Here is a 17,894-nt window from a genome sequence, read left to right as displayed (position 1 = left end):
GGAAGCATGAGAACAGCAATTACCGGCGGTGCCGGATTCATCGGGAGCCACCTCGTGGAACACCTCCTGGCAGCGGGGGACGAGGTAATTGTCCTGGATGACCTGTCCACCGGCCGGCTTGAGAACCTCAAGGGCGTCATCGGGCACCGCAAGTTCCGTTTCATCGAAGGCAGCATCCTTGACCGGGCTGCCGTGGACAAGGCCGTCGCGGGGGCGGACCGGGTGTTCCACCTGGCCGCCGCGGTAGGCGTCAACCTGATCGTTGACCACCCGCTGGAAAGCCTGCGCACCAACATCCACGGCACGGAAGTGGTCCTGGACTCCGTCCTTGAAGCAGGTGCCAGCCTCCTGCTGGCATCCACCAGCGAGATCTACGGCAAGAACACCTCGGACAGCCTTTCAGAGGAATCGGACCGGATCCTGGGCTCGGCCCTGAAATCGCGCTGGACGTACGCTGCGGCCAAGGGCATCGACGAAGCCTTCGCCCACGCCTACTGGCGGCAGTTCGGGCTGCGGGTGGCTATTGTCCGGCTCTTCAACACCGTGGGTCCCCGCCAGACCGGACGCTACGGAATGGTGGTACCGCGCCTGGTGCGCCAGGCGCTCGCGGGCGAACCATTGACCGTCTACGGAGACGGGCACCAGACACGCTGCTTCTCCTATGTGGGTGACATCGTTCCCGCCATCACGCGGATCTCCGAGGACGAGCGCGCGTACGGCAACGCCTACAACCTCGGCGGCAACCACGAGATCTCCATCCTCGCCCTCGCGGAGCGGATCGTGGAACTCGTGGGAAGCGACAGCCCCATCACACTGGTGCCTTACGAGCAGGCTTATTCCGAAGGCTACGAGGACATGCGACGGCGGGTGCCGGACAACACCAAGGCCTTTGGCCTGGTGGGCTTCGACCCGAAGACCACGGTGGACCAGATCATCACCAACGTCGCCGCCGACAACCGGACGTCGAACACGGCGGACGCTTCACGGTGGAAGGTCATTCTCGCCTCCTGAGGGCCGAAGGTCCGGCAAATCCGATACTCCAATGACCGGGCCGGGATTAATTTCCCGGCCCGGTCATTGGGCTGCGAATTTCCAAAGAATGCCGTAAAGATCCGGAAAGCTATGAATTGGCTGTCAATGTGCGCATTTCCCTCGCCGATGCCACCGGATATCAAGGAAAATAAAGTGTCACGGCATACGAAGGAGTCCGGGTTGAAAAGAGCGGCAGCGCCAAATTATCTCCTTGCACCAACGGGATCGCGCGCGTGGCGGATTCGGCACAGCATGCGGGTGCGGTGGGGCTTCGCCGCCGCCCTTTCCTCGGTGGCGCTCATCGCTGCGGGTTGTTCCTCACCTCCTGCCCCGCCGGACGGAGGAAACTCCTCCTCCGGGGAGGGCGGTTATCCGTGGCACACCAACATCGTGGCCACCACATTTTGGGTGGGTGAACTTTTCGATCCCAAAGCCGACGACGGCAGCCAGGTCATGTCCACCTACGACTCCGGCTGGATGCAGAACTACGGCGGTTGCGACGGGGTGATGAAATCAGGAACCTGCGAGACGGAGCAGCGGACGGAAGCCAACCGCTACATGCCCACCGGCATGACACCCAAGGAAAACCCCTTCTACCTCGACCTGCCCTACGACGACGTCAACGACAGCAAGGCATTCGCAGAACGGGCCAGCGTCATTCCCTGGGCCAAGGATTCCGCATATGCGGGCCGTGAGCAGGACAAATCATTCAGCTATATGAAGAACCAATGGGTCCGGATCCGCAAGGGAAACCAGGAATGCTACGGCCAGATCCAGGACGCAGGTCCCGGCCAGTACCATGACAAAGAGTATGTTTTTGGATCCAATGATGCCCGCCCGGCCAATAAGGAATTCAACGGCGCTGGAATGGACGTTTCTCCGGCGCTGAACGCGTGCCTGGGTTTTGAAGACATTAACGGCGAATCGGACACCGTGGACTGGCAATTCGTAACCAGGGACCAGGTGCCGGAAGGGCCGTGGCTCGACATTGTCACCACCAGCCAGGTCCGCTGACCCGGCAGGTTACTCCGGCAGGCAGTCCGCCATCGCGTCAGCGCAGCTTGCCCTCAAAACCTGCGGCGAGGGTCCTGGCGAACTGGCCGGGCTCCTGCTGGACTCCGCTGCACACGTGGCTCGCCTGGCCATCGGCGGCGGCGGTTGTGCACTCCCGGTCCCTGTTGAGCGACCACATGGACACCCTTTGGATACCCTTTTGGACGGCAAACGAGTTCAGGCCACTGGCCGCATCCAGCCCGAAGACTTCGCCGGGCAGGTCATTGACGCCGATCATCGGGGTCAGGCCCATCTTCGACCAGATCTCCTGGCTGCTGAGGCTGGTCCCCACCCGTTGGTAGCTGAGGCTCAGCTGGTCGTGGGTGGAACCGGCGGCCGCCACCGCCGCGTCCAGCATGCTCTGCGAGGACCCGCGGCTGGACCCGTAGTTCATGGTCATGATGTTGACGCCGGCAAGGTCGACTCCGGCGGCCAGCATCTGGTCCACCACGGCAATGCCGTCGTCGGTCAACCCACGTGGTGACGCGGGGAGCGTGAGCCACACGTCCAGTCCGCCGCCCCACCCGTCCTTTTCCTTTTGAAGGGCGGCCACCGCCGCTGCCCGCCGTTCCCCGGCCGGGCCGTTAAGCAGCGCATCGCCCTCGATGTCGAAATCGATGGTGGAGGGGGAGTAGCGCTCCACCACTGAGCGGTAAGCAGCCTGCAGCTGGACCGGGTCCTGGCATGCGACGGCAAGCTCAGTGTTAACCGAGCCGCCAAAGGAAACCGCAATGGCGCCGCCGTTGGACTTCAGGGCGGAGATCCGTTGCTCAAGGTTGAGCGCGTCCCTGGCAGCATCGAGGCTGTAGGCATTGCCCCAGCTGGGAGCGCACGGCTGCGAGGAATCAGCGACGACGAAGGCCAGCGTGACGTTACGGCTGTCCGGCAGGCCGGTCCCGGCTAAGTCGTACGGCGGGTCAACCGTCACGTCCGCATATCCCGAAAACCACGGTTGCTCTGCCATGCCCGCCTCCGCAACGAAACGCCATAGGAAGAAACCGCCAACCAGCGCCAGCGTTACGGCTGCGGCGACCACGGCGAGCCGGGTGTTGGAGCGCCGGTTGCCCGAAGGCAGGTGCACCCTTCCCGCCCGCGATGGTGCCGGGGACGCGGCAGCCGTGCTGACCTGGCCGGTGCCCGGTTTGGCTGCCACATGTCCCCCGTATTGGTCGGATTTCCTGTCCACTCTCCTGAACCACCATTTGACCATAGGCGCCCTGTTTTCAGGCCAGGATTCCGTGCATGACGGGCCGCAATGGCCGGGCAGGCAGCGCCGAGTAGTGGCTTCGCGCGGGTACGTAATCAAAAAGCCAAATACGGGTACTGCCTACTCGTGTCCGGGGGGAACGGCCCTCCATAGGCTGAGGCTGTGAACGACTGAAACCGGTCGGTGGAGAAACGGGTCTCACCATGGAAATCTCGTCAATGAAGGGCGTTGCCCTCCAATGGCCGCGCGCCGCCGCGGGCAGGTCCGCGCCGTGAGCGGCGAGCATCCCGGTTCCGGCACCGCCGGCCCTGGGAATGGCACGCTGGCGTCAATGCAGGCCCGTGCTTCGCGCCGGAGGGTGGGCCTCCTTGCCGTGTCCTGGATTGCCGTCCTTGCCGTACTGACCGGCGGTGCGTCGCTGATGACGGCCAACGGCGGGGACCGCAGCGGCGTTGCGGCGGGCCCGCAAACTTCCGATCCGCCCACCGCAGGCGCTGCGCCGCTGCTGTCAGTTTCCCTGACGTTCGACGGCGGCCGGTCCAGCCAGCGGGAAGCGGCCCGTATTTTGGCTGACCACCAGTTGCGCGCCACCTTCTTCGTCAATTCAGGCTTCATTGGCGCCGCCGGCTTCCTGAACCAGGAGGACCTGCACAGCCTTGCAGAACAGCACCACGAAATCGGCGGCTACACGGTCACCCTGGCGGACCTCACCGCCGTCGAGCCCGGCGAAGCGCAACGGCAGGTGTGCAGTGACCGGGCGAAGCTCAGCGAATGGGGTTTCAAGGTGACCAGCTTCGCCTACCCGTTCGGGGCGTCGTCCCCCGCCGCCGAGGAGATCGTGTCCGGCTGCGGCTACAACAGCGCCCGGGGACAGGACCGGATCCGCAGCCCGCACTCCTGCGAGTCCTGCGCCCCGGCCGAGACAGTACGCCCGGAGGATCCCTTCAACACCCGGGCCACCGCCGAGGTGGGCCGCGACTGGACACTGCAGGGGCTCCAGCAGACCGTGGAACAGGCTGAGGCAGCAGGCGGCTGGCTGCAGCTGGCCTTCTACGACATCGATGACTCCGGAAGTCCGCTGTCAATCAGCCCGGCCCTGTTCGAACAGTTTGCCGCCTGGTTGGATGCGCGGACAGCGCAGGGCACCATGGGGGTCCGGACCGTCCACGAGGTGATCGGGAAAGTGGCCAAGCCTGTGGTCCCGGGAGCAACTGCACCCCCTGCCGGCCCGGGCGTCAACGCCCTGCGGAATCCGGGGCTGGAAACACCGGGAAAGTATGGCCTGCCGGAATGCTGGCAGGTGGCAGGCTACGGAGAGAATTCGTCCGAACTGGCAACCCTGGCTCCCGGCTTCCGGGACGGAACGTCCCGGCGGCTGGATGTCACCGGCTACAAATCAGGGGACGCCAAGCTCCTCCCGGTCCTGGACCTGGGAGCCTGCGCGCCGAGTGTCACCGCGGGCCACACTTACTCGCTCCGCGCCTGGTACCAGTCCACGGCGCGGACGCAATTCGCCGTGTACTACCGCAACGCAATGGGTGATTGGCAGTTCTGGACGGCCAGCCCGTACTTCCCCGCCAGGACGACATACGGGCAGGCGGTCTGGGAGACACCGCCTGTTCCCGACGGCGCAGAGGCCATCAGCTTCGGGCTCAACCTTTTCAGCGACGGCCAGCTGGCCACCGATGACTATGAAATGTACGACACCGTGGGGGCGCCGCCTCCTGCCCAGTGAGCCCCAGCCCCGGGGCCTTCCCAAGATGAATCGAGTGGTAAGCCATGAAAACTACCGGCTGCGGGCCTGTGGAAGAACTGCCTCCGCGCGAGGGTGCCCGGCGGGGACTGCTCCGCCGGGCTAAATCCCTGGTGACCGTGGGGGCCGCCCTGGCCCTGGCCGTCGCCGGCCTGGCGATGAGCCCGCCGGCAGCCCATGCTGCCGCGCCCACGGTGGTCAGCCTGACGTTCGACGACGGCCACGCGGACCAGCTGGCGGCAGCCCAGACCATGAACTCGCTGGGACTGAAGGGCACCTTCTTCGTGACTTCCGGCGTCGTGAATACCCCGAACTACTTCACGCTCGCCCAGGTCCAGGCGCTGGCGGCCGCAGGGCATGAAATTGGCGGCCACACCGTGACCCACCCGGACCTCACCACCCTGCCCAGCGATGAAGCCACGCGGCAGGTGTGCAACGACCGCGTCAACCTCAGCAACTGGGGTTTCCGGGTGACCAGCTTCGCCCACCCCTTCGCAGCGGCCAATGCCAGCACCGAGGCAATCGTCCGGAACTGCGGCTACAACAGCGCCCGCGGGCTGGGCGATATCCGCACCCGGTTCAGCTGTGGTACCTGTGCGGTGGGCGAATCCATGCCGCCGGCCGACCCCTATTACACGGCGGCGCCGGACCAGGTGGAAAACACGTGGACGCTGGCGGACCTCCAAAGGAGCGTCACGCAGGCTGAGAACGGAGCCGGTGGATGGGTCCAGCTGACGTTCCACCACATTGCCAACAACCCTTCCGACTCCATCACCATCTCGCCCACCCTGTTTAACCAGTTCGCCAACTGGCTGAAGACCCGTCCCGCCACCACCACGGTCAAAACGGTGGACCAGGTCATCGGCGGGACGGTCAAGCCGCTGGTTTCGGGGCCGGCCGTTCCGCCGCCCGGCACGGGCAACCTCGTCAAGAACCCGGGCTTTGAAACGCTCACCAACGGCGCTCCCCAGTGCTGGCAGCAGGGCGGATACGGAACCAACACCCCCACGTTCAGCACCGTCAACCAGGGCCGGACCGGCAGGGCCGCCCAAGTGGTGATGCGGAGCTACGCCAACGGTGACGCCAAATGGCTGCCGTCCCTCGACCTGGGCGGATGCTCACCCGCGGGAACTGCCGGGCACAGCTACAACCTGGGCATGTGGTACAAATCCACGGTTCCAACGCAGTTCGCCCTGTACTACCGCAGCGGCATCGGCTCCTGGACCTACTGGACCTCAAGCCCCTGGTTTGCAGCAGCCACCACCTTCCAGAAGGCGTCCTGGACCACTCCGGCGCTTCCCGCCGGGGCGAGCGGCATCAGCTTCGGCCTGAACATCTTCAGTAACGGCACGCTGGTCACCGATGACGCCGAGATGTTCGACGCCGCCGCAACACCGCCGCCGCCACCACCGGCGGCGGGCGCGAACCTCGTGCAGAACGCCGGGCTGGAAACTGCCGGCACGGGCACCCTTCCGCAGTGCTGGCAGACGGCGGGCTTCGGAACGAACACCCCCACCTACGCCACGCTCGCCACCGGGGCTCACTCCGGTACCAAGGCCGTGCGGCTGGTGATGAGCAACTACTCAAACGGTGACAGCAAGCTTCTCCCGTCCCTGGACGCCGGTTCCTGCGCCCCACCTGCCATCGCCGGCAAGACCTACTCGCTGCGGGCCTGGTACACCTCCACCGCCACCACCCAGTTCGCGGTCTACTACCGCAACTCCGCAGGGACGTGGGTGTACTGGACCTCGAGCCCCTGGCTTGCCCCAGCCGCCACCTACACGCAGGCGAGCTTCACCACGCCGGCACTGCCGGCAGGGGCCACGGCCATCAGCTTCGGCCTCAACCTCTTCAGCAACGGCACCCTCATCACGGACGACTACGCGATGTACGACACGGTGGGGGCTCCGGCGCTGTGATTGCTGTATCGATCATCCTGGTCCTTGGTGTCAGCACCATCTTCTGGACTCTCGTGGGGCTGGTGCGCCTCGCGGGGGAGAACTCCTGGCTGTTGGAGGAGTGGAGACACCGGTACCGCGCGTGGCGGTCCGTCAGGGCAGGGTTGCCGGCCGTCGCCGCCAGGCCCCGGAGGGGCCGCCACAGGGGAACCGGCATCCGCATCCTGCCATCCCACGTCGCCGTGCTGGTGGCCGCCCATAACGAGGCGCTGGTGATCAACGAGACCATCCGCGCGGCGTCGAGGCTGGTACCGCGCCGGAACATCCACGTCGTTTCCGACATGTCGACGGACAACACGGCACAGCTGGCACGCGCAGCCGGGGTTAAAGTGCTGGAGCTGGAGCCCAACCGGGGCAAGGCGGGCGCCCTGGCCGCCGGGATTGCGCACTTCGACCTGTGCCGGCGGTTCAAGGTGGTGATGCTGCTGGATGCCGATACGCGTCCCACCGAGGATTACCTTCGGACCGGCCTGCCGCTGTTCGCCGATCCAACGGTGGTGGCCGTGGCAGGGAGGGCAAAATCCATCATGGATCCGCCGTCGCCCACCGCCATGGGACGGTTCCTGGTGGCGTACCGGGAGCGCCTGTACATCGTGGTGCAGCTCCTGCTGAAGTACGGGCAGGCCGCGCGCGGTGCCAACGTGGTGTCCATCGTTCCGGGGTTCGCCAGCATGTACCGGACCAGTGCACTGCAGGAGATCGACGTCGTCGCACCCGGCCTGGTCATCGAGGACTTCAACATGACGTTCGAGATCCACGCCAGGAAACTCGGCAGGATCGCGTTCCACCCGTCCGCGGCGGTGGCCTATACCCAGGACCCGGACAGGCTGCAGGACTACATGAAGCAGGTCCGCCGGTGGATTTTGGGATTCTGGCAGACGGTCCGGCGCCACCGGAAGCAGACCGGCCGGTTCTGGCTGGTCCTGGCAACATACATCTTCGAGTTGCTGATGAGCTGCGTCTTCTTTGTGCTGCTGCTGCCGGTGTTCCTCGTCTCCCTGTTTGCCGCGATCCAGGTGACGGCCTTCGGCAGCGACTGGGATGTTGCTGTTTTCCTGTCCGGCCTGCTGCGGCCGCAGGATGTGCTGTTCGGTGTCCTGCTGCCGGACTTCCTGTTGACCATCCTGGCAGCGGTTTCCCTTCGCAAGCCGGGGATGCTGCTGATGGCACCGCTATTCCCGCTGATGCGGATCCTGGATGCCTTCCTGTGCCTCCAGGTACTCCCGAAGGCCTTCTCCTCGGCCTCGACCGGCACCTGGGTCAGCCCCGCCCGCAGGGTGCAGGGGAAAGAGCTGACACCGGTGACGGCCGGGAACGGAGCCTCCTGACAACTGTCAGGAGGCTCCCTCAGGCGGCACTGCTCGAGGTGCTGCCGCCTGCTGCCGTCAGTTGCTGACTCCTGAGGTGGTCTCGACGGTCAGCCACGGTCCGGCCGGAACGTTGGCACGGTCAATGAAGCGCCACGAGACGCGGTCGCTGCTGCCGTCCAGTTCGGCGAAGCCAAGGCAGCCGTTCAGGGCGGGGGAGACGTCCATGCCGGCACCCTGGGTAGCGTCGGCGGAGAAGCTCTGGTTGACCGGGCGTGCGTCGCCGGCCCCGAAGACGTAAGCGGAGTCGTGGTATTCGGAGCCGCTGGAGGGGCCGGCATCCTCGATCTGTCCGTAGCAGGTGCTGCCGTTCGGGCCCGTGATCTGGACCCACCGGTTCTTCATGTAGCTGTAGCCCTGGTCTGCGCAGTGGTCCGCCCCCGTGGCGGCGTTGTCCGCTGCAGCCCAGGGAATGACCCGGCAACGCTCCTGGAAGGCGACGCCGTCGTTCAGGTCGTCGTACGGCAGGTCAAGGTAGAACGGGTTCTGCAGCGGTTTGGGCTGGTTGAGCGGGAAGTATCCGTTGCTGGCAACGCGCCGTTCGGTGGCGCACTTGAAGTCGGCGCCGGAACCGGAGCTCACTCCGTCACACCCGCCGTAATAGCTGCCGGGGCATCCGGCAGCGCCGGCGTCAACGGTGCCGAGCTTGACCCCGGTGTGCTGGTACGCCCACTGGCTGTTGTAGGTGGAGCAGACCTGCGAACCGTCCGAGAGGCTGGCGTTGAAAATTTCGCCAACCCAGAACGTGGTGCTGACGATGTTGCTGTGCAGGGGGTACGCGCTGCTGCCGCTTCCGGTGGCTGCCGCCGGAACAATGGCCGGAGCGGGCGCAGGAGCCGGTGCTGCCGGTGCCGGGGCCTGGGTGGCCGGAGCGGGAGCGGCGGCCGCAGGGGAAGTTTCCGCCGCGGCAACCGGCGTGCTGCTTGGCGCGGGGGCGGGCGTCCGCTTGGGCTGTGCCTTGTCCTTGGCCGGCGACTCGGACGGGCGCTGTCCGGATGCTTTCGTGGCTGCGGAGGTGGTGGCGGACGACTGTGTGGCCGAAACCGTGAACAGTCCACCGAGGGCCAGTAACAGCACTGCTGCAAGGGCTGTGATCAGGTGTTTCATGGGATGTCATATCTGTTGGGTGCATGGACTCCGAGACCATGGCGAACCGCCGCGGGCGCGCAAAAGTAACGCGCAGCGGCAACGCTGCGCGTCATCTTTTCTATCGCCCGGGATGGTGGATCGCGGTGGGGGCAGCTACATCAATCGGCGCTCGTCAACTCCCCAGCCGCAGGCGCCGGAACCTGCCCACGCCAACCAACCTTACACAGGCCCGGTCCAGCGCCCGAATCGGGAATACCCGGTCCGGGGCCCGAAAATCCAAGTAGTACACACTCAATCCCTGCCTGAAATGGCCCGATACCGTGTGAGCATCTCGACAACGGTCCTACCGCGGCCACCAGGAAATGCGCCCGGTGGCCCTCACCTAAGACAGGACCATGGACAACGCGGCAGGCAACCACCCTTCTCAGGGAATCATCCGGGCAGCGGAGCTGCATGACATTGTTGTCGCCCTGTCAGGGCCGGAACCGGCAGGTGTGCTGATCTCCGGCGCCGGCGGTTCGGGCATGACAACCCTGCTGGACGCTGCGGCGTCCGTCCTGGAGGGCACCTTCTCTGTAGTTGCGCGCACCGCGGCCAGTTCCTTCACCGATGTTCCGTTCAGTATTGCCATGGCGCTGATTCCGGATCTGCCCGCGAAATCGAATGCTTCCCCCAGGTTCCTGGTGCAGGCCTCACGCCAGGCGTTGCGCAGCGCCGGGCCGCCGGGGATGCCCGTGCTGCTGGCCCTGGACAACATAGATTTCCTCGACGACCTGTCGCTCTGGCTTCTCAACAGGGTGGTGTCCGAACCGGACATCCGGCTGCTGGCAACCCACCGGTCCGACCGGCCGCTGCGCATGGAACTGATGGAGTCGGTGGTGGCCCGGCAGCTGTCCGTGGTCAACCTTTCCGAGCTAGGTCCGGAACGGATGCGGGACTTCTTGGCGTCCCGCCTTGAGGGCCGGCCTTCCGAAGGCCTGGTCCGGAATATCCAGGCGGTCTCCGCGGGCAACATGCTGGCCGCGAGGCTCCTCCTTGATGCGGCGGTGGCCGGCGGCGGTGTGGCCTGCTCCGGCGGTGAGTGGTCGATGACCCGGGACACGCGCGGGGGAACCCAGATCCAGGAGCTCGTGACCCGCCGGCTGGCCAGGTATCCGCACCAGCAGCGGCAGCTGATAGATTTCCTGGCCGTCGGCGAGCCGCTGTCCGTCGGCGTCGCCGAAGCGCTCGCGGGGAGCGTAGCCCTGGCGGAGCTCCGGTCCGCGGGCGCCGTCCGGATCCAGGACGCCGGGCTGCCGGATCCCGCTGCCGCCACCGCAACCCTCAACCATGTCCTCGAAGCCGGTGCTGCCCTGCAGCAGTTGGCGCCGGACCAACAGCGTGAACTGCGGCTTGCCCTCCGGGGCCAGATGTCCCACGGTGATGCCGGTTCGCTGTGGGACCTGTTCCGCCGCGTCGCCCTGGAGCAGGTAAGCGGCCTGCCCACGCCGGACGCCGACCTGCTGGCCGTGGCGATCGCCGCCAACGACCTGCATGACAGCCACCGGGCCCGGCACGCCGCCGCAGGGGTGACGGCGGCGGAACTAAGGCTCCCGGCCGGCGTCGAACATGCAAGGGCCCTGTACCTCATCGGGGACATCTATGGCAGCGTCCAGTTGCTCCGGCGTTTGCTGGCATCCTCGGACGGGGCGGACAACAGGGAATTCCTGCGGGCGGTCTGGCTGCTGGTGCGGGCGCTGCATCCCACGTCCCCGGACCCCAACGTCCTGCATGCCCTCGTTGACGATGCGCGACGACGGGTGGAGGCCGCCGTCGACGCCGAGCCTTTTGGAGGGCAGGAGGCACGGGACGAGCTGGACGTCCTGCAGTTGTACCTTGATGCCCAGTCCGGCACCTGGCCACGCGCCGGGGATGCGCTGTACCAGCGGCTCAGCAGGCAGCACACCATAGGCGCCCCACTGGGCGGCGATCACCGGGCCGGCGGGGACGCTGGTGGTGCGCCTCCGTTGCCGACTACCGAGGCGGGTGTGCTGCTCATGGCGCTTGTCTCGCAGGGGCTGGCCGTTGGCGGCCGGTTTGCCGAGGCAGTGGAGCTGTCCACCGCCGCCCTGGAATCCCTGGAACGCCTGGCCCGGTGCACTGTGGACTTCCACGCGGTGGTGCTGATCATCCACGGCTCCAACCTGATCTGGCGGGGCCAATGGGGTGGCAAGGAAATGGTGTGCTCGGGGGCGCCGCGGCAGACAGTGGGCCGGCTGAGCTATTTTGAGGGGCCGGCGCACCTGTACCGGGCTTTTGTCCTGGCACGGCAGGGCAGCCTTGACCTGGCATGTGAGCATTTCCGGCAAGCGAAGGTGCGTTTCGATGAAGCAGACCCGGAAGGGCTGTTGCCGGTCACTCTGGGTGGACTTGCCGCGGCCGCGTGGCTGCTGGGAGACGTGGGGCAGGTCCGCCGCGCCCTGGCAGCCTACGATGCGAGACGGCAGTCCGGCAGCTATCTGGCTGCCCGGCTGGCGGACAGTTATTCTTCGGCGGCCCGTTCGGTGGTGAGCGGTGCAGGCTCGTCCAACCGCAGGCTGCTGCAGTTGGCGGATACGGCCGGCAAACGGGGACACCGCGCCCTGGAGAACCTGAACCTGGGGCTTGCGGCACGGACGGGAGCACGCGGAGTGAGGTCCCAGGAGGTGGGCGTGGCGGACCTCATCTGGAGCGTGCCGCCGGCAATGCTGGGCGAGCCGCATGACGAAGTGCCGGCGTCGCATCCGGAGGCAGCTTTCCCGGGGTACGACGATCCTGAGCAGGAGGATGTCCTGGGAACCGGGGAGGTGCCGCCGGCGGGGACCACTGCTGCACGGCCCCCCGCTGCCCTCCCGGACCTCGGCAAGCTGTCCAACAGGGAGCGGGAAGTGGCCGGCCTGATAGCTTCCGGACTAAGCAGCGCGGAAGCGGCTGTCCGGCTGGGGATCTCCGTGAATACAGTCAACGCCCACCTGCAGCGGACCTACGGGAAACTCGGGGTTTCGAGCCGGCAGGAACTGTCCGAGGTGTGGAGCCACGGCGAGGATTTCCCGGAGTAGCCGGGCTCGCCAGGAAGGTCGCTCCAACACATACCCACAAAAGGGGCCCCGCCGGGGTGGGCTGCAGTGCAGCTCTCCGGCCGGGCCCTGGTGGTGCCGGGCGTCCCCGCTACAGCGGCAGGGACGTCATGAGTACCGAAATCGACACGAGGCCAAGGACGCACCAGACGAAGGCCAGCTGCCACATCTTGGCTTGGCCTTTCCGGTGGCTTCCATGCCACACCCGCTCCATTTCCTGAGCATCCATGCAGCAATTTTCGGCGGGGGAGTGCCGCTGCGAAAGGGTGGCCGCCACCCTTCTGCGGGTTGGGGGCACTCCAATCACCCAGATGCTACTTACGCATCCCGGGGCGCGGGGAAGGCGGTCCGGAAGATGGCTGAGGAGGCGCTCGGTCTATGCGGATGCGGGGCGCGGATAACCTGTGGGTATGAAGAACCTGGACCTGAACCTGCTGCCCCCTTTGCAGGTCCTCCTGGAGCTCAAGAACATCTCCCGGGCGGCGGAACGGCTCCAGCTCAGCCAGCCAGCCACCAGCGCGGCGATGGCGAGGCTCCGGCGGCATTTCGACGACGAACTCCTCGTCCGCAACGGCCGCACCTATGACCTCACGCCCTTTGCGCAATCCTTGGTCCCGCTGGTTGATGAAGCCCTGCTGCACATCCAGCGGGCCACCCGGGTGCGGTCAGGCTTCGACCCCGGCACCAGCGAGCGGGAATTCATCATCGCCGCCTCGGACTACGCCGCCGCGCTGATTGTTGGCCCCCTGCGGGGGATCCTCCGTGATGAGGCTCCCGGTGTGTCAGTGGATTTCATGCCCACCTCCAAATCCGGGATCCAGGGCCAGTTGGCCGACTACTCGAAGATCGACCTTCTGGTGGGACCCACCGGGTACCACATGCAGGGTGCCAGCAGGCAGCTTTTCCGGGACAGCTTTGTGGTGGTCGCGGACGCCGGGAATCCCCTGCTTCAGCAGCCCCGGCTCACACCGGCAGACCTGATCGCGGTGCCCCACGCCGTCGGGTACTTCGGTGAGGGCGTCAGCACCCCGGCGGACAAACTCTTCGAGTCGCTGGGCCTGCAGCGCCGGGTGGCCGCCGTGGTGGCCGGGTTCCTGTCCCTGCCGCTGCTGGTGGAGGGGACGGATCTTGTGGCGCTGGTCCCGCGGATGCTGGCCGCACGCGCCGGGCGCGGCGCCAATATCGCGGTCCTGGAATTTGCAGACGGGACCGAGGCGTCCCTGGTGGAGGCCATGTACTGGCATCCGTCCCAGACGGAGGACCCGGCAAGCCTTTGGCTGCGGTCCGTGGTCCAGCGTTCATGCGGCCGGCTGCAGGAACTCTTCCCAGTCAACGCCCATCCCGTGGCCATCCACGCGGCGGGTACCCCGTAGACCCATGGCATGGACCAGCTCCCGGACGGGGGTCTTTGCATAATTCAACCCTGTAACGGGGTGGTTGCGCGGCCGTAGACTCGTGCTGAAACGAGCCGTGCAGCGACTCAAACAAACCCAAGGAGGACTGTTATGAGCAATGCAACCACCAGCCCCGAGGCGGCGGCCGCCGCGCAGACCCTGTTCCGGGTGGCTTTGGGAGGAGTGCTCGTGGCTCACGGATCCCAAAAACTCTTTGGCTGGTTCGGCGGGGGAGGCGTCGAAGGCACCAGCAAGGGCATGCACGCCATGGGTTTCCGCCCCGCTAAAACCAGCGCCGTCCTTGCGGGCGTAGGTGAAGCAGGAGCCGGGCTTGCTCTGGCCCTGGGTTTGGCCACCCCTGCCGCCGGCGCAGCTGCCGCAACCACCATGGGCGTAGCGGCCAGCGTCCACGCCCCGAACGGTTTCTTCGCCCAGGAAGGCGGCCTCGAGTACCCGGCCGTGCTGGGCCTGGCAGCCGCCGCCTTCACGATCGGGGGCTCCGGACTCTACTCCCTGGATGCGATGACCGGCCACGTCCTGGACCGGCCGTGGATGCGGATCACTGCTTTGGCCGCGATCCCCACCGCCATCGCCATCCAGATTTCCCGCCGGCGGAAAGCCCTCGCCGCAGACGCTGCGGCTCCGGCCGCTGGCGCTGCCGCGGAAGACGCCTGAGCCGTACCCCGGGCAGCGCCCACGCCGCCAGGTCCGTTGCGATCCTAGGTTCCGGAAGGAGCCGCAGCGGCGACCCGGTTCCGGGGGCGGGTGCGGGCGGGGACCCGGGTCAAGGCCTCGCGCCGGGTGCCCACGGTGTTTTCGATGCTTCCGATGCCTTCGACGGTCAGGCGCACCGCGTCGCCGGTTTTCAGTGGCGGGGGAGTCTGGGCGCCGTTCCTGCCCCAGAGTTCGGCGAGGCAGCCGCTGCCACACGTGCCGGATCCCAGTACATCGCCCGGCAGAACCACCGAGTCCTGCGAGGCATAAGCCACCAGATCAGCGAACGGCCAGCCCATGTTGGAGAGCAGGTCCTGGCCGATCAGTTCGCCGTTGACCTCGACGGACATGGAGATGGGCAGGAAGCCCTCGGCGTCATGCCGGTCCTCGAACTCGTCAGCGGTGACGATCCACGGGCCCAGGGTGTTGGAAAAATCCTTGCCCTTGCACGGCCCCAGGCTGACCTTCATCTCGCGTCGCTGCAGGTCCCGGGCGGACCAGTCGTTGAGGACGGTGTAGCCGAAGATGTGCCGGTGCGCCGCATCCGCGTTCAGGTTCCGGCCGTCGCTGCCGGGAACACGCCCGACGACGGCTGCCACCTCGGTCTCGAAGTCCAGGTCCAGGCACCCGGCAGGGATCCCAATCACCTCGCCGGTGCCGGTCACGGTGTGCGGGTTGGTGAAGTAGAACGTGGGCGCCTCGTACCATTCGGGCACCACGCCGGCGACGCCGTCGATGCTCTTCCGGACGCCCTCAACATGTTCCTCGAAGGCAACAAAGTCGCGGATGGTGGCCGGCGCCAGCGGGGCGAGCAGCTGCACATCCGCCAGAGGAACCGCCGCGCCGGAGCCGATGGTCCGCCGGGCGATGGCCAGCGTCTCCTCCAATCCGGCGTCCAGCAGGGTTTGCACGTCTTGGCCCGCAGGCAGCGGATGGCAGGCGCCGTCGCTGACAAAGCCGGACTGCGTCCCGCCGTCGTGGTTCCACCGGGCGATCTTGACCATGAATCTGTTCCTTAGGCTGTGTGGCTGACGGTACGGGTTGAGGCTGGGGTGATGCCAAGGGCGGCGGCGTTCCCGGCGAGGACCTTGGACTGGTCTTCCGCCGGAAGCTGCGCATCGACAACCTCCGCCACAGGCTGGTCTGAGCCCATGTCGAAGGGGTAGTCGGAGCCGAGCAGCACCTGGCCCGGGCCGGCGGCAGCCACGAGGGCCGCCAGCTCGGCCGGGCTGTGCACCAGGGAATCGAAGTAGAGCTTCTTCAGGTAGGACGACGGCGGTTCGGCGCAGCCGTGTGCCTCGGGCCGGACCCGCCAGGCGCGGTCGGAGCGGCCCAGGGTGGTGGGCAGGTACCCGCCCCCGTGTGCGGCCAGGACCTTGAGGTCCGGATGGCGGTCCAGGACGCCGGAGAAGATCAGATGGGACAGGGCGACGGCGTTTTCGGCGGGCTGGGAGACCGTGTTGGCGAGGTAGAAGCGGTCCAGCCGCTCATCCAGTGAGCAGCCGAACGGGTGCAGGAAGACCAGGGCGCCCAGCTCCCCGGCCCGGGACCAGAACGGTTCCAGCCGCGGGTCGCTCAGCTCAACCGTGGTCCGGTCCCCGCCGGGGGTGGCGGCGAAAGAACCGATTTCCACGCCAAGCAGTCCGCACTCCAGTACCGCGTGTTCCAGGGCTTCCACCATGAGGTGCGGGTGCTGCAGCGGAGCCAGGCCAAGGCCGTTGAGTCGGTCCGGAGCGCGGTCCACGAAGTCCCTCACGGCCTGGTTGGCTGAACGGGCCAGCTGGAGCGAGAGTTCCTCGCCCGCGAAGTAGTAGAAGTGCGACGGCGACGGCGAGACCAGCTGCACCTCCACGCCCTGGGCGTCCATGTCAGCGAGCCGGCGGTCCAGGTCCGTCAGCTGCGGCCAGCACTCCTTGATCATCTTCCCTGACGCGGCCATCGATTCGGGCCCGTTGCGACGCACCTCCAGCCCCTGCTGGGCACCGAAGCCCTCGGGGTCGGCCTCGGCCACCAGCTGCTGCAGGGCCGGAAGCAGGATGTGCGCGTGGACGTCGATGATGGGGGACGGCGCGTCCGTGGAAAGGTTGCTCATGCGGGGTCCTTCAACATGGTGGAAAGTGAGTTCATCAGGCCGGGCACATCGGCGTCGCGGACGCCGTCGAGCATCCATTGGCCCAGCTGCACCGAGGCGTTGACCACTGCCGTGGCACGGTCCAGGCGGCGGTCAGTGAACTCCTTGAACAGGGTTTCGGTGACGTGGTCGGCACTGATCAGCAGTTCGACCAGGACGGCAGCGTCCTCCAAAGCCATGGCAGCGCCCTGGGCCACTGTGGGCGGGCAGCTGTGCGCGGCGTCGCCGATGATGACGGTACGGCCGCGGTTCCATGGTCCGTCGACCAGGTGGGTGGTGAACCAGGTGTAGTTGATGCGGGCGCTGTGGTCCAGGTTGCCGCGGATTTCGTTCCACGGTCCGCCGTAGGCTGCGGCGAGTTCGGCCATGATGCGGGGGCCGTCCTCATGTTTGCGCTCCTGCGCCTTTTCCACCAGGTAGGCGTAGATGGTGTCCTGGCCCGTGGGGCAGTAGCCGGCGATGAAGCAGGGGCCGCCGTACGTGAGGTCGGTGCGGACCACTTCTTCAGGCCGCTCGACGAACGCGCGCCAGATGCCCATGCCCGTGGGCCTGGGCTCGACGTCGATACCGATCGCCTTGCGGACGGCGGAGTGCAGCCCGTCAGCGCCGATCAGGAGGTCGTAGCTGGCGGCGGTGCCATCGGCCGTGCGTACGGTGACGGACCCGCCGTCGTCCGTTATCTCCGTGACGCTCCTGCCATAACTGATGCGTGCGCCCGCCTGCTCGGCGCGTTCGCGGAGGATGGCGGTGAGGTCCGGCCGGTACATGCCCATGGTGGCCGGGAGGTCATCGCCGCCGGTACGGATGTCCTCAAGGACTGCCAGGACTGTGCCGTTGGGGTCCGGGGCGCGCAGGCCCAGGGTGCTGAACCCGTAGCCCTTGGCCTCCACCCGGTCCCAGACGCCGAGCTGCCGGAGGACCCGGAGGGCGTTCCCCTGCAGGGTGATTCCGGACCCGAGGGTCTGCGGGGCGGCTGCCTTTTCCAGGATCTCCACCCGGATTCCTGCATCGGCCAGGAGGATGGCAGCGGCCAGCCCGGCGGCTCCCGCCCCAACGATTCCGACGTTCTGTACTGCTGCCATCGCTGACTCCTTTGTATTG

At 66.8% G+C, this 17,894-nt stretch carries 14 protein-coding genes; 8 read left to right on the top strand and 6 right to left on the bottom strand.

The window, feature by feature from the left end:
- Window positions 1–6: 6 nt before the first annotated feature.
- On the top strand, window positions 7–1,011 hold the full coding sequence (locus tag BLT71_RS19715) for a dTDP-glucose 4,6-dehydratase (RefSeq protein ID WP_091723548.1): 1,005 nt from the start codon (window positions 7–9) through the stop codon (window positions 1,009–1,011).
- Window positions 1,012–1,422: 411 nt separating this feature from the next.
- Entirely contained in the window at window positions 1,423–2,046 is a 624-nt protein-coding gene (locus BLT71_RS19710; protein WP_231994385.1) for a hypothetical protein, read from the top strand.
- Window positions 2,047–2,083: 37 nt separating this feature from the next.
- Here BLT71_RS19710 and BLT71_RS19705 read toward each other — a convergent pair whose 3' ends face one another.
- Complete coding sequence (locus BLT71_RS19705) at window positions 2,084–3,238, bottom strand: chitinase (protein ID WP_231994384.1); 1,155 nt, start codon at window positions 3,236–3,238, stop codon at window positions 2,084–2,086.
- A 325-nt stretch (window positions 3,239–3,563) separates the two neighbouring features.
- Between BLT71_RS19705 and BLT71_RS19700 the strand changes: the two genes are divergently transcribed.
- The 3 genes from BLT71_RS19700 to BLT71_RS19690 all read left to right on the top strand — a co-directional run bounded on the left by BLT71_RS19700 (window position 3,564) and on the right by BLT71_RS19690 (window position 8,331).
- On the top strand, window positions 3,564–5,027 hold the full coding sequence (locus tag BLT71_RS19700) for a polysaccharide deacetylase family protein (RefSeq protein WP_091724214.1): 1,464 nt from the start codon (window positions 3,564–3,566) through the stop codon (window positions 5,025–5,027).
- A 68-nt stretch (window positions 5,028–5,095) separates the two neighbouring features.
- The gene (locus BLT71_RS19695; protein WP_231994383.1) at window positions 5,096–6,964 is read left to right on the top strand and encodes a polysaccharide deacetylase family protein; all 1,869 of its coding nucleotides are present in this window, start codon (window positions 5,096–5,098) and stop codon (window positions 6,962–6,964) included.
- On the top strand, window positions 6,961–8,331 hold the full coding sequence (locus tag BLT71_RS19690; protein ID WP_091723543.1) for a glycosyltransferase family 2 protein: 1,371 nt from the start codon (window positions 6,961–6,963) through the stop codon (window positions 8,329–8,331). Before BLT71_RS19695 ends, BLT71_RS19690 begins: the two co-directional genes overlap by 4 nt.
- Window positions 8,332–8,388: 57 nt before the next feature.
- Here the strand turns inward: BLT71_RS19690 and BLT71_RS19685 are convergent, their stop codons facing one another.
- Window positions 8,389–9,477: a hypothetical protein gene (locus BLT71_RS19685; protein ID WP_091723541.1), complete on the bottom strand. Its 1,089-nt coding sequence runs from the start codon at window positions 9,475–9,477 to the stop codon at window positions 8,389–8,391.
- 377 nt (window positions 9,478–9,854) lie between these two features.
- Between BLT71_RS19685 and BLT71_RS19680 the strand changes: the two genes are divergently transcribed.
- Window positions 9,855–12,536 (top strand): helix-turn-helix transcriptional regulator, encoded by a 2,682-nt coding sequence (locus tag BLT71_RS19680; protein WP_091723539.1) that lies wholly within the window; start codon window positions 9,855–9,857, stop codon window positions 12,534–12,536.
- A 109-nt stretch (window positions 12,537–12,645) separates the two neighbouring features.
- Here the strand turns inward: BLT71_RS19680 and BLT71_RS20485 are convergent, their stop codons facing one another.
- The gene (locus tag BLT71_RS20485) at window positions 12,646–12,783 is read right to left on the bottom strand and encodes a hypothetical protein (RefSeq protein ID WP_156368405.1); all 138 of its coding nucleotides are present in this window, start codon (window positions 12,781–12,783) and stop codon (window positions 12,646–12,648) included.
- A 181-nt stretch (window positions 12,784–12,964) separates the two neighbouring features.
- Here BLT71_RS20485 and BLT71_RS19675 point away from each other — a divergent pair, with 181 nt between their 5' ends.
- Together BLT71_RS19675 and BLT71_RS19670 are read left to right on the top strand one after the other, a co-directional pair.
- Entirely contained in the window at window positions 12,965–13,927 is a 963-nt protein-coding gene (locus BLT71_RS19675; protein WP_091723538.1) for a LysR family transcriptional regulator, read from the top strand.
- Between the two features lie 132 nt (window positions 13,928–14,059).
- Complete coding sequence (locus BLT71_RS19670; RefSeq protein ID WP_091723536.1) at window positions 14,060–14,623, top strand: DoxX family protein; 564 nt, start codon at window positions 14,060–14,062, stop codon at window positions 14,621–14,623.
- A gap of 44 nt (window positions 14,624–14,667) precedes the next feature.
- Here the strand turns inward: BLT71_RS19670 and BLT71_RS19665 are convergent, their stop codons facing one another.
- From BLT71_RS19665 to BLT71_RS19655, 3 genes are read right to left on the bottom strand one after another with little or no spacing between them, the layout of a single operon-like run.
- On the bottom strand, window positions 14,668–15,666 hold the full coding sequence (locus tag BLT71_RS19665; RefSeq protein WP_091723534.1) for a fumarylacetoacetate hydrolase family protein: 999 nt from the start codon (window positions 15,664–15,666) through the stop codon (window positions 14,668–14,670).
- Window positions 15,667–15,677: 11 nt separating this feature from the next.
- Window positions 15,678–16,754 (bottom strand): amidohydrolase family protein, encoded by a 1,077-nt coding sequence (locus tag BLT71_RS19660; protein ID WP_091723532.1) that lies wholly within the window; start codon window positions 16,752–16,754, stop codon window positions 15,678–15,680.
- Window positions 16,751–17,875 carry an FAD-dependent monooxygenase gene (locus tag BLT71_RS19655; RefSeq protein WP_091723530.1) on the bottom strand — a complete coding sequence of 375 codons (1,125 nt, stop codon included), beginning with the start codon at window positions 17,873–17,875 and terminating at the stop codon, window positions 16,751–16,753. The genes BLT71_RS19660 and BLT71_RS19655 overlap by 4 nt, the downstream gene beginning before the upstream one ends.
- Window positions 17,876–17,894 lie beyond the last annotated feature (19 nt).

It is taken from the genome of Pseudarthrobacter equi (assembly GCF_900105535.1).
GTDB classification, from domain to species: domain Bacteria; phylum Actinomycetota; class Actinomycetes; order Actinomycetales; family Micrococcaceae; genus Arthrobacter; species Arthrobacter equi.
Note: the sequence above shows the minus strand (reverse complement) of the source record. Positions and strands in the feature narration are given on the sequence as shown.

Bases quoted from the DNA above. Each gene is read 5' to 3' on its own strand.
- BLT71_RS19715 (WP_091723548.1), top strand. From the start codon at position 7: ATGAGAACAGCAATTACCGGCGGTGCCGGATTCATCGGGAGCCACCTC.
- BLT71_RS19685 (WP_091723541.1), bottom strand. From the start codon at position 9,477: ATGAAACACCTGATCACAGCCCTTGCAGCAGTGCTGTTACTGGCCCTC.
- BLT71_RS19680 (WP_091723539.1), top strand. From the start codon at position 9,855: ATGGACAACGCGGCAGGCAACCACCCTTCTCAGGGAATCATCCGGGCA.
- BLT71_RS20485 (WP_156368405.1), bottom strand. From the start codon at position 12,783: ATGGATGCTCAGGAAATGGAGCGGGTGTGGCATGGAAGCCACCGGAAA.
- BLT71_RS19675 (WP_091723538.1), top strand. From the start codon at position 12,965: ATGAAGAACCTGGACCTGAACCTGCTGCCCCCTTTGCAGGTCCTCCTG.
- BLT71_RS19670 (WP_091723536.1), top strand. From the start codon at position 14,060: ATGAGCAATGCAACCACCAGCCCCGAGGCGGCGGCCGCCGCGCAGACC.
- BLT71_RS19665 (WP_091723534.1), bottom strand. From the start codon at position 15,666: ATGGTCAAGATCGCCCGGTGGAACCACGACGGCGGGACGCAGTCCGGC.
- BLT71_RS19660 (WP_091723532.1), bottom strand. From the start codon at position 16,754: ATGAGCAACCTTTCCACGGACGCGCCGTCCCCCATCATCGACGTCCAC.
- BLT71_RS19655 (WP_091723530.1), bottom strand. From the start codon at position 17,875: ATGGCAGCAGTACAGAACGTCGGAATCGTTGGGGCGGGAGCCGCCGGG.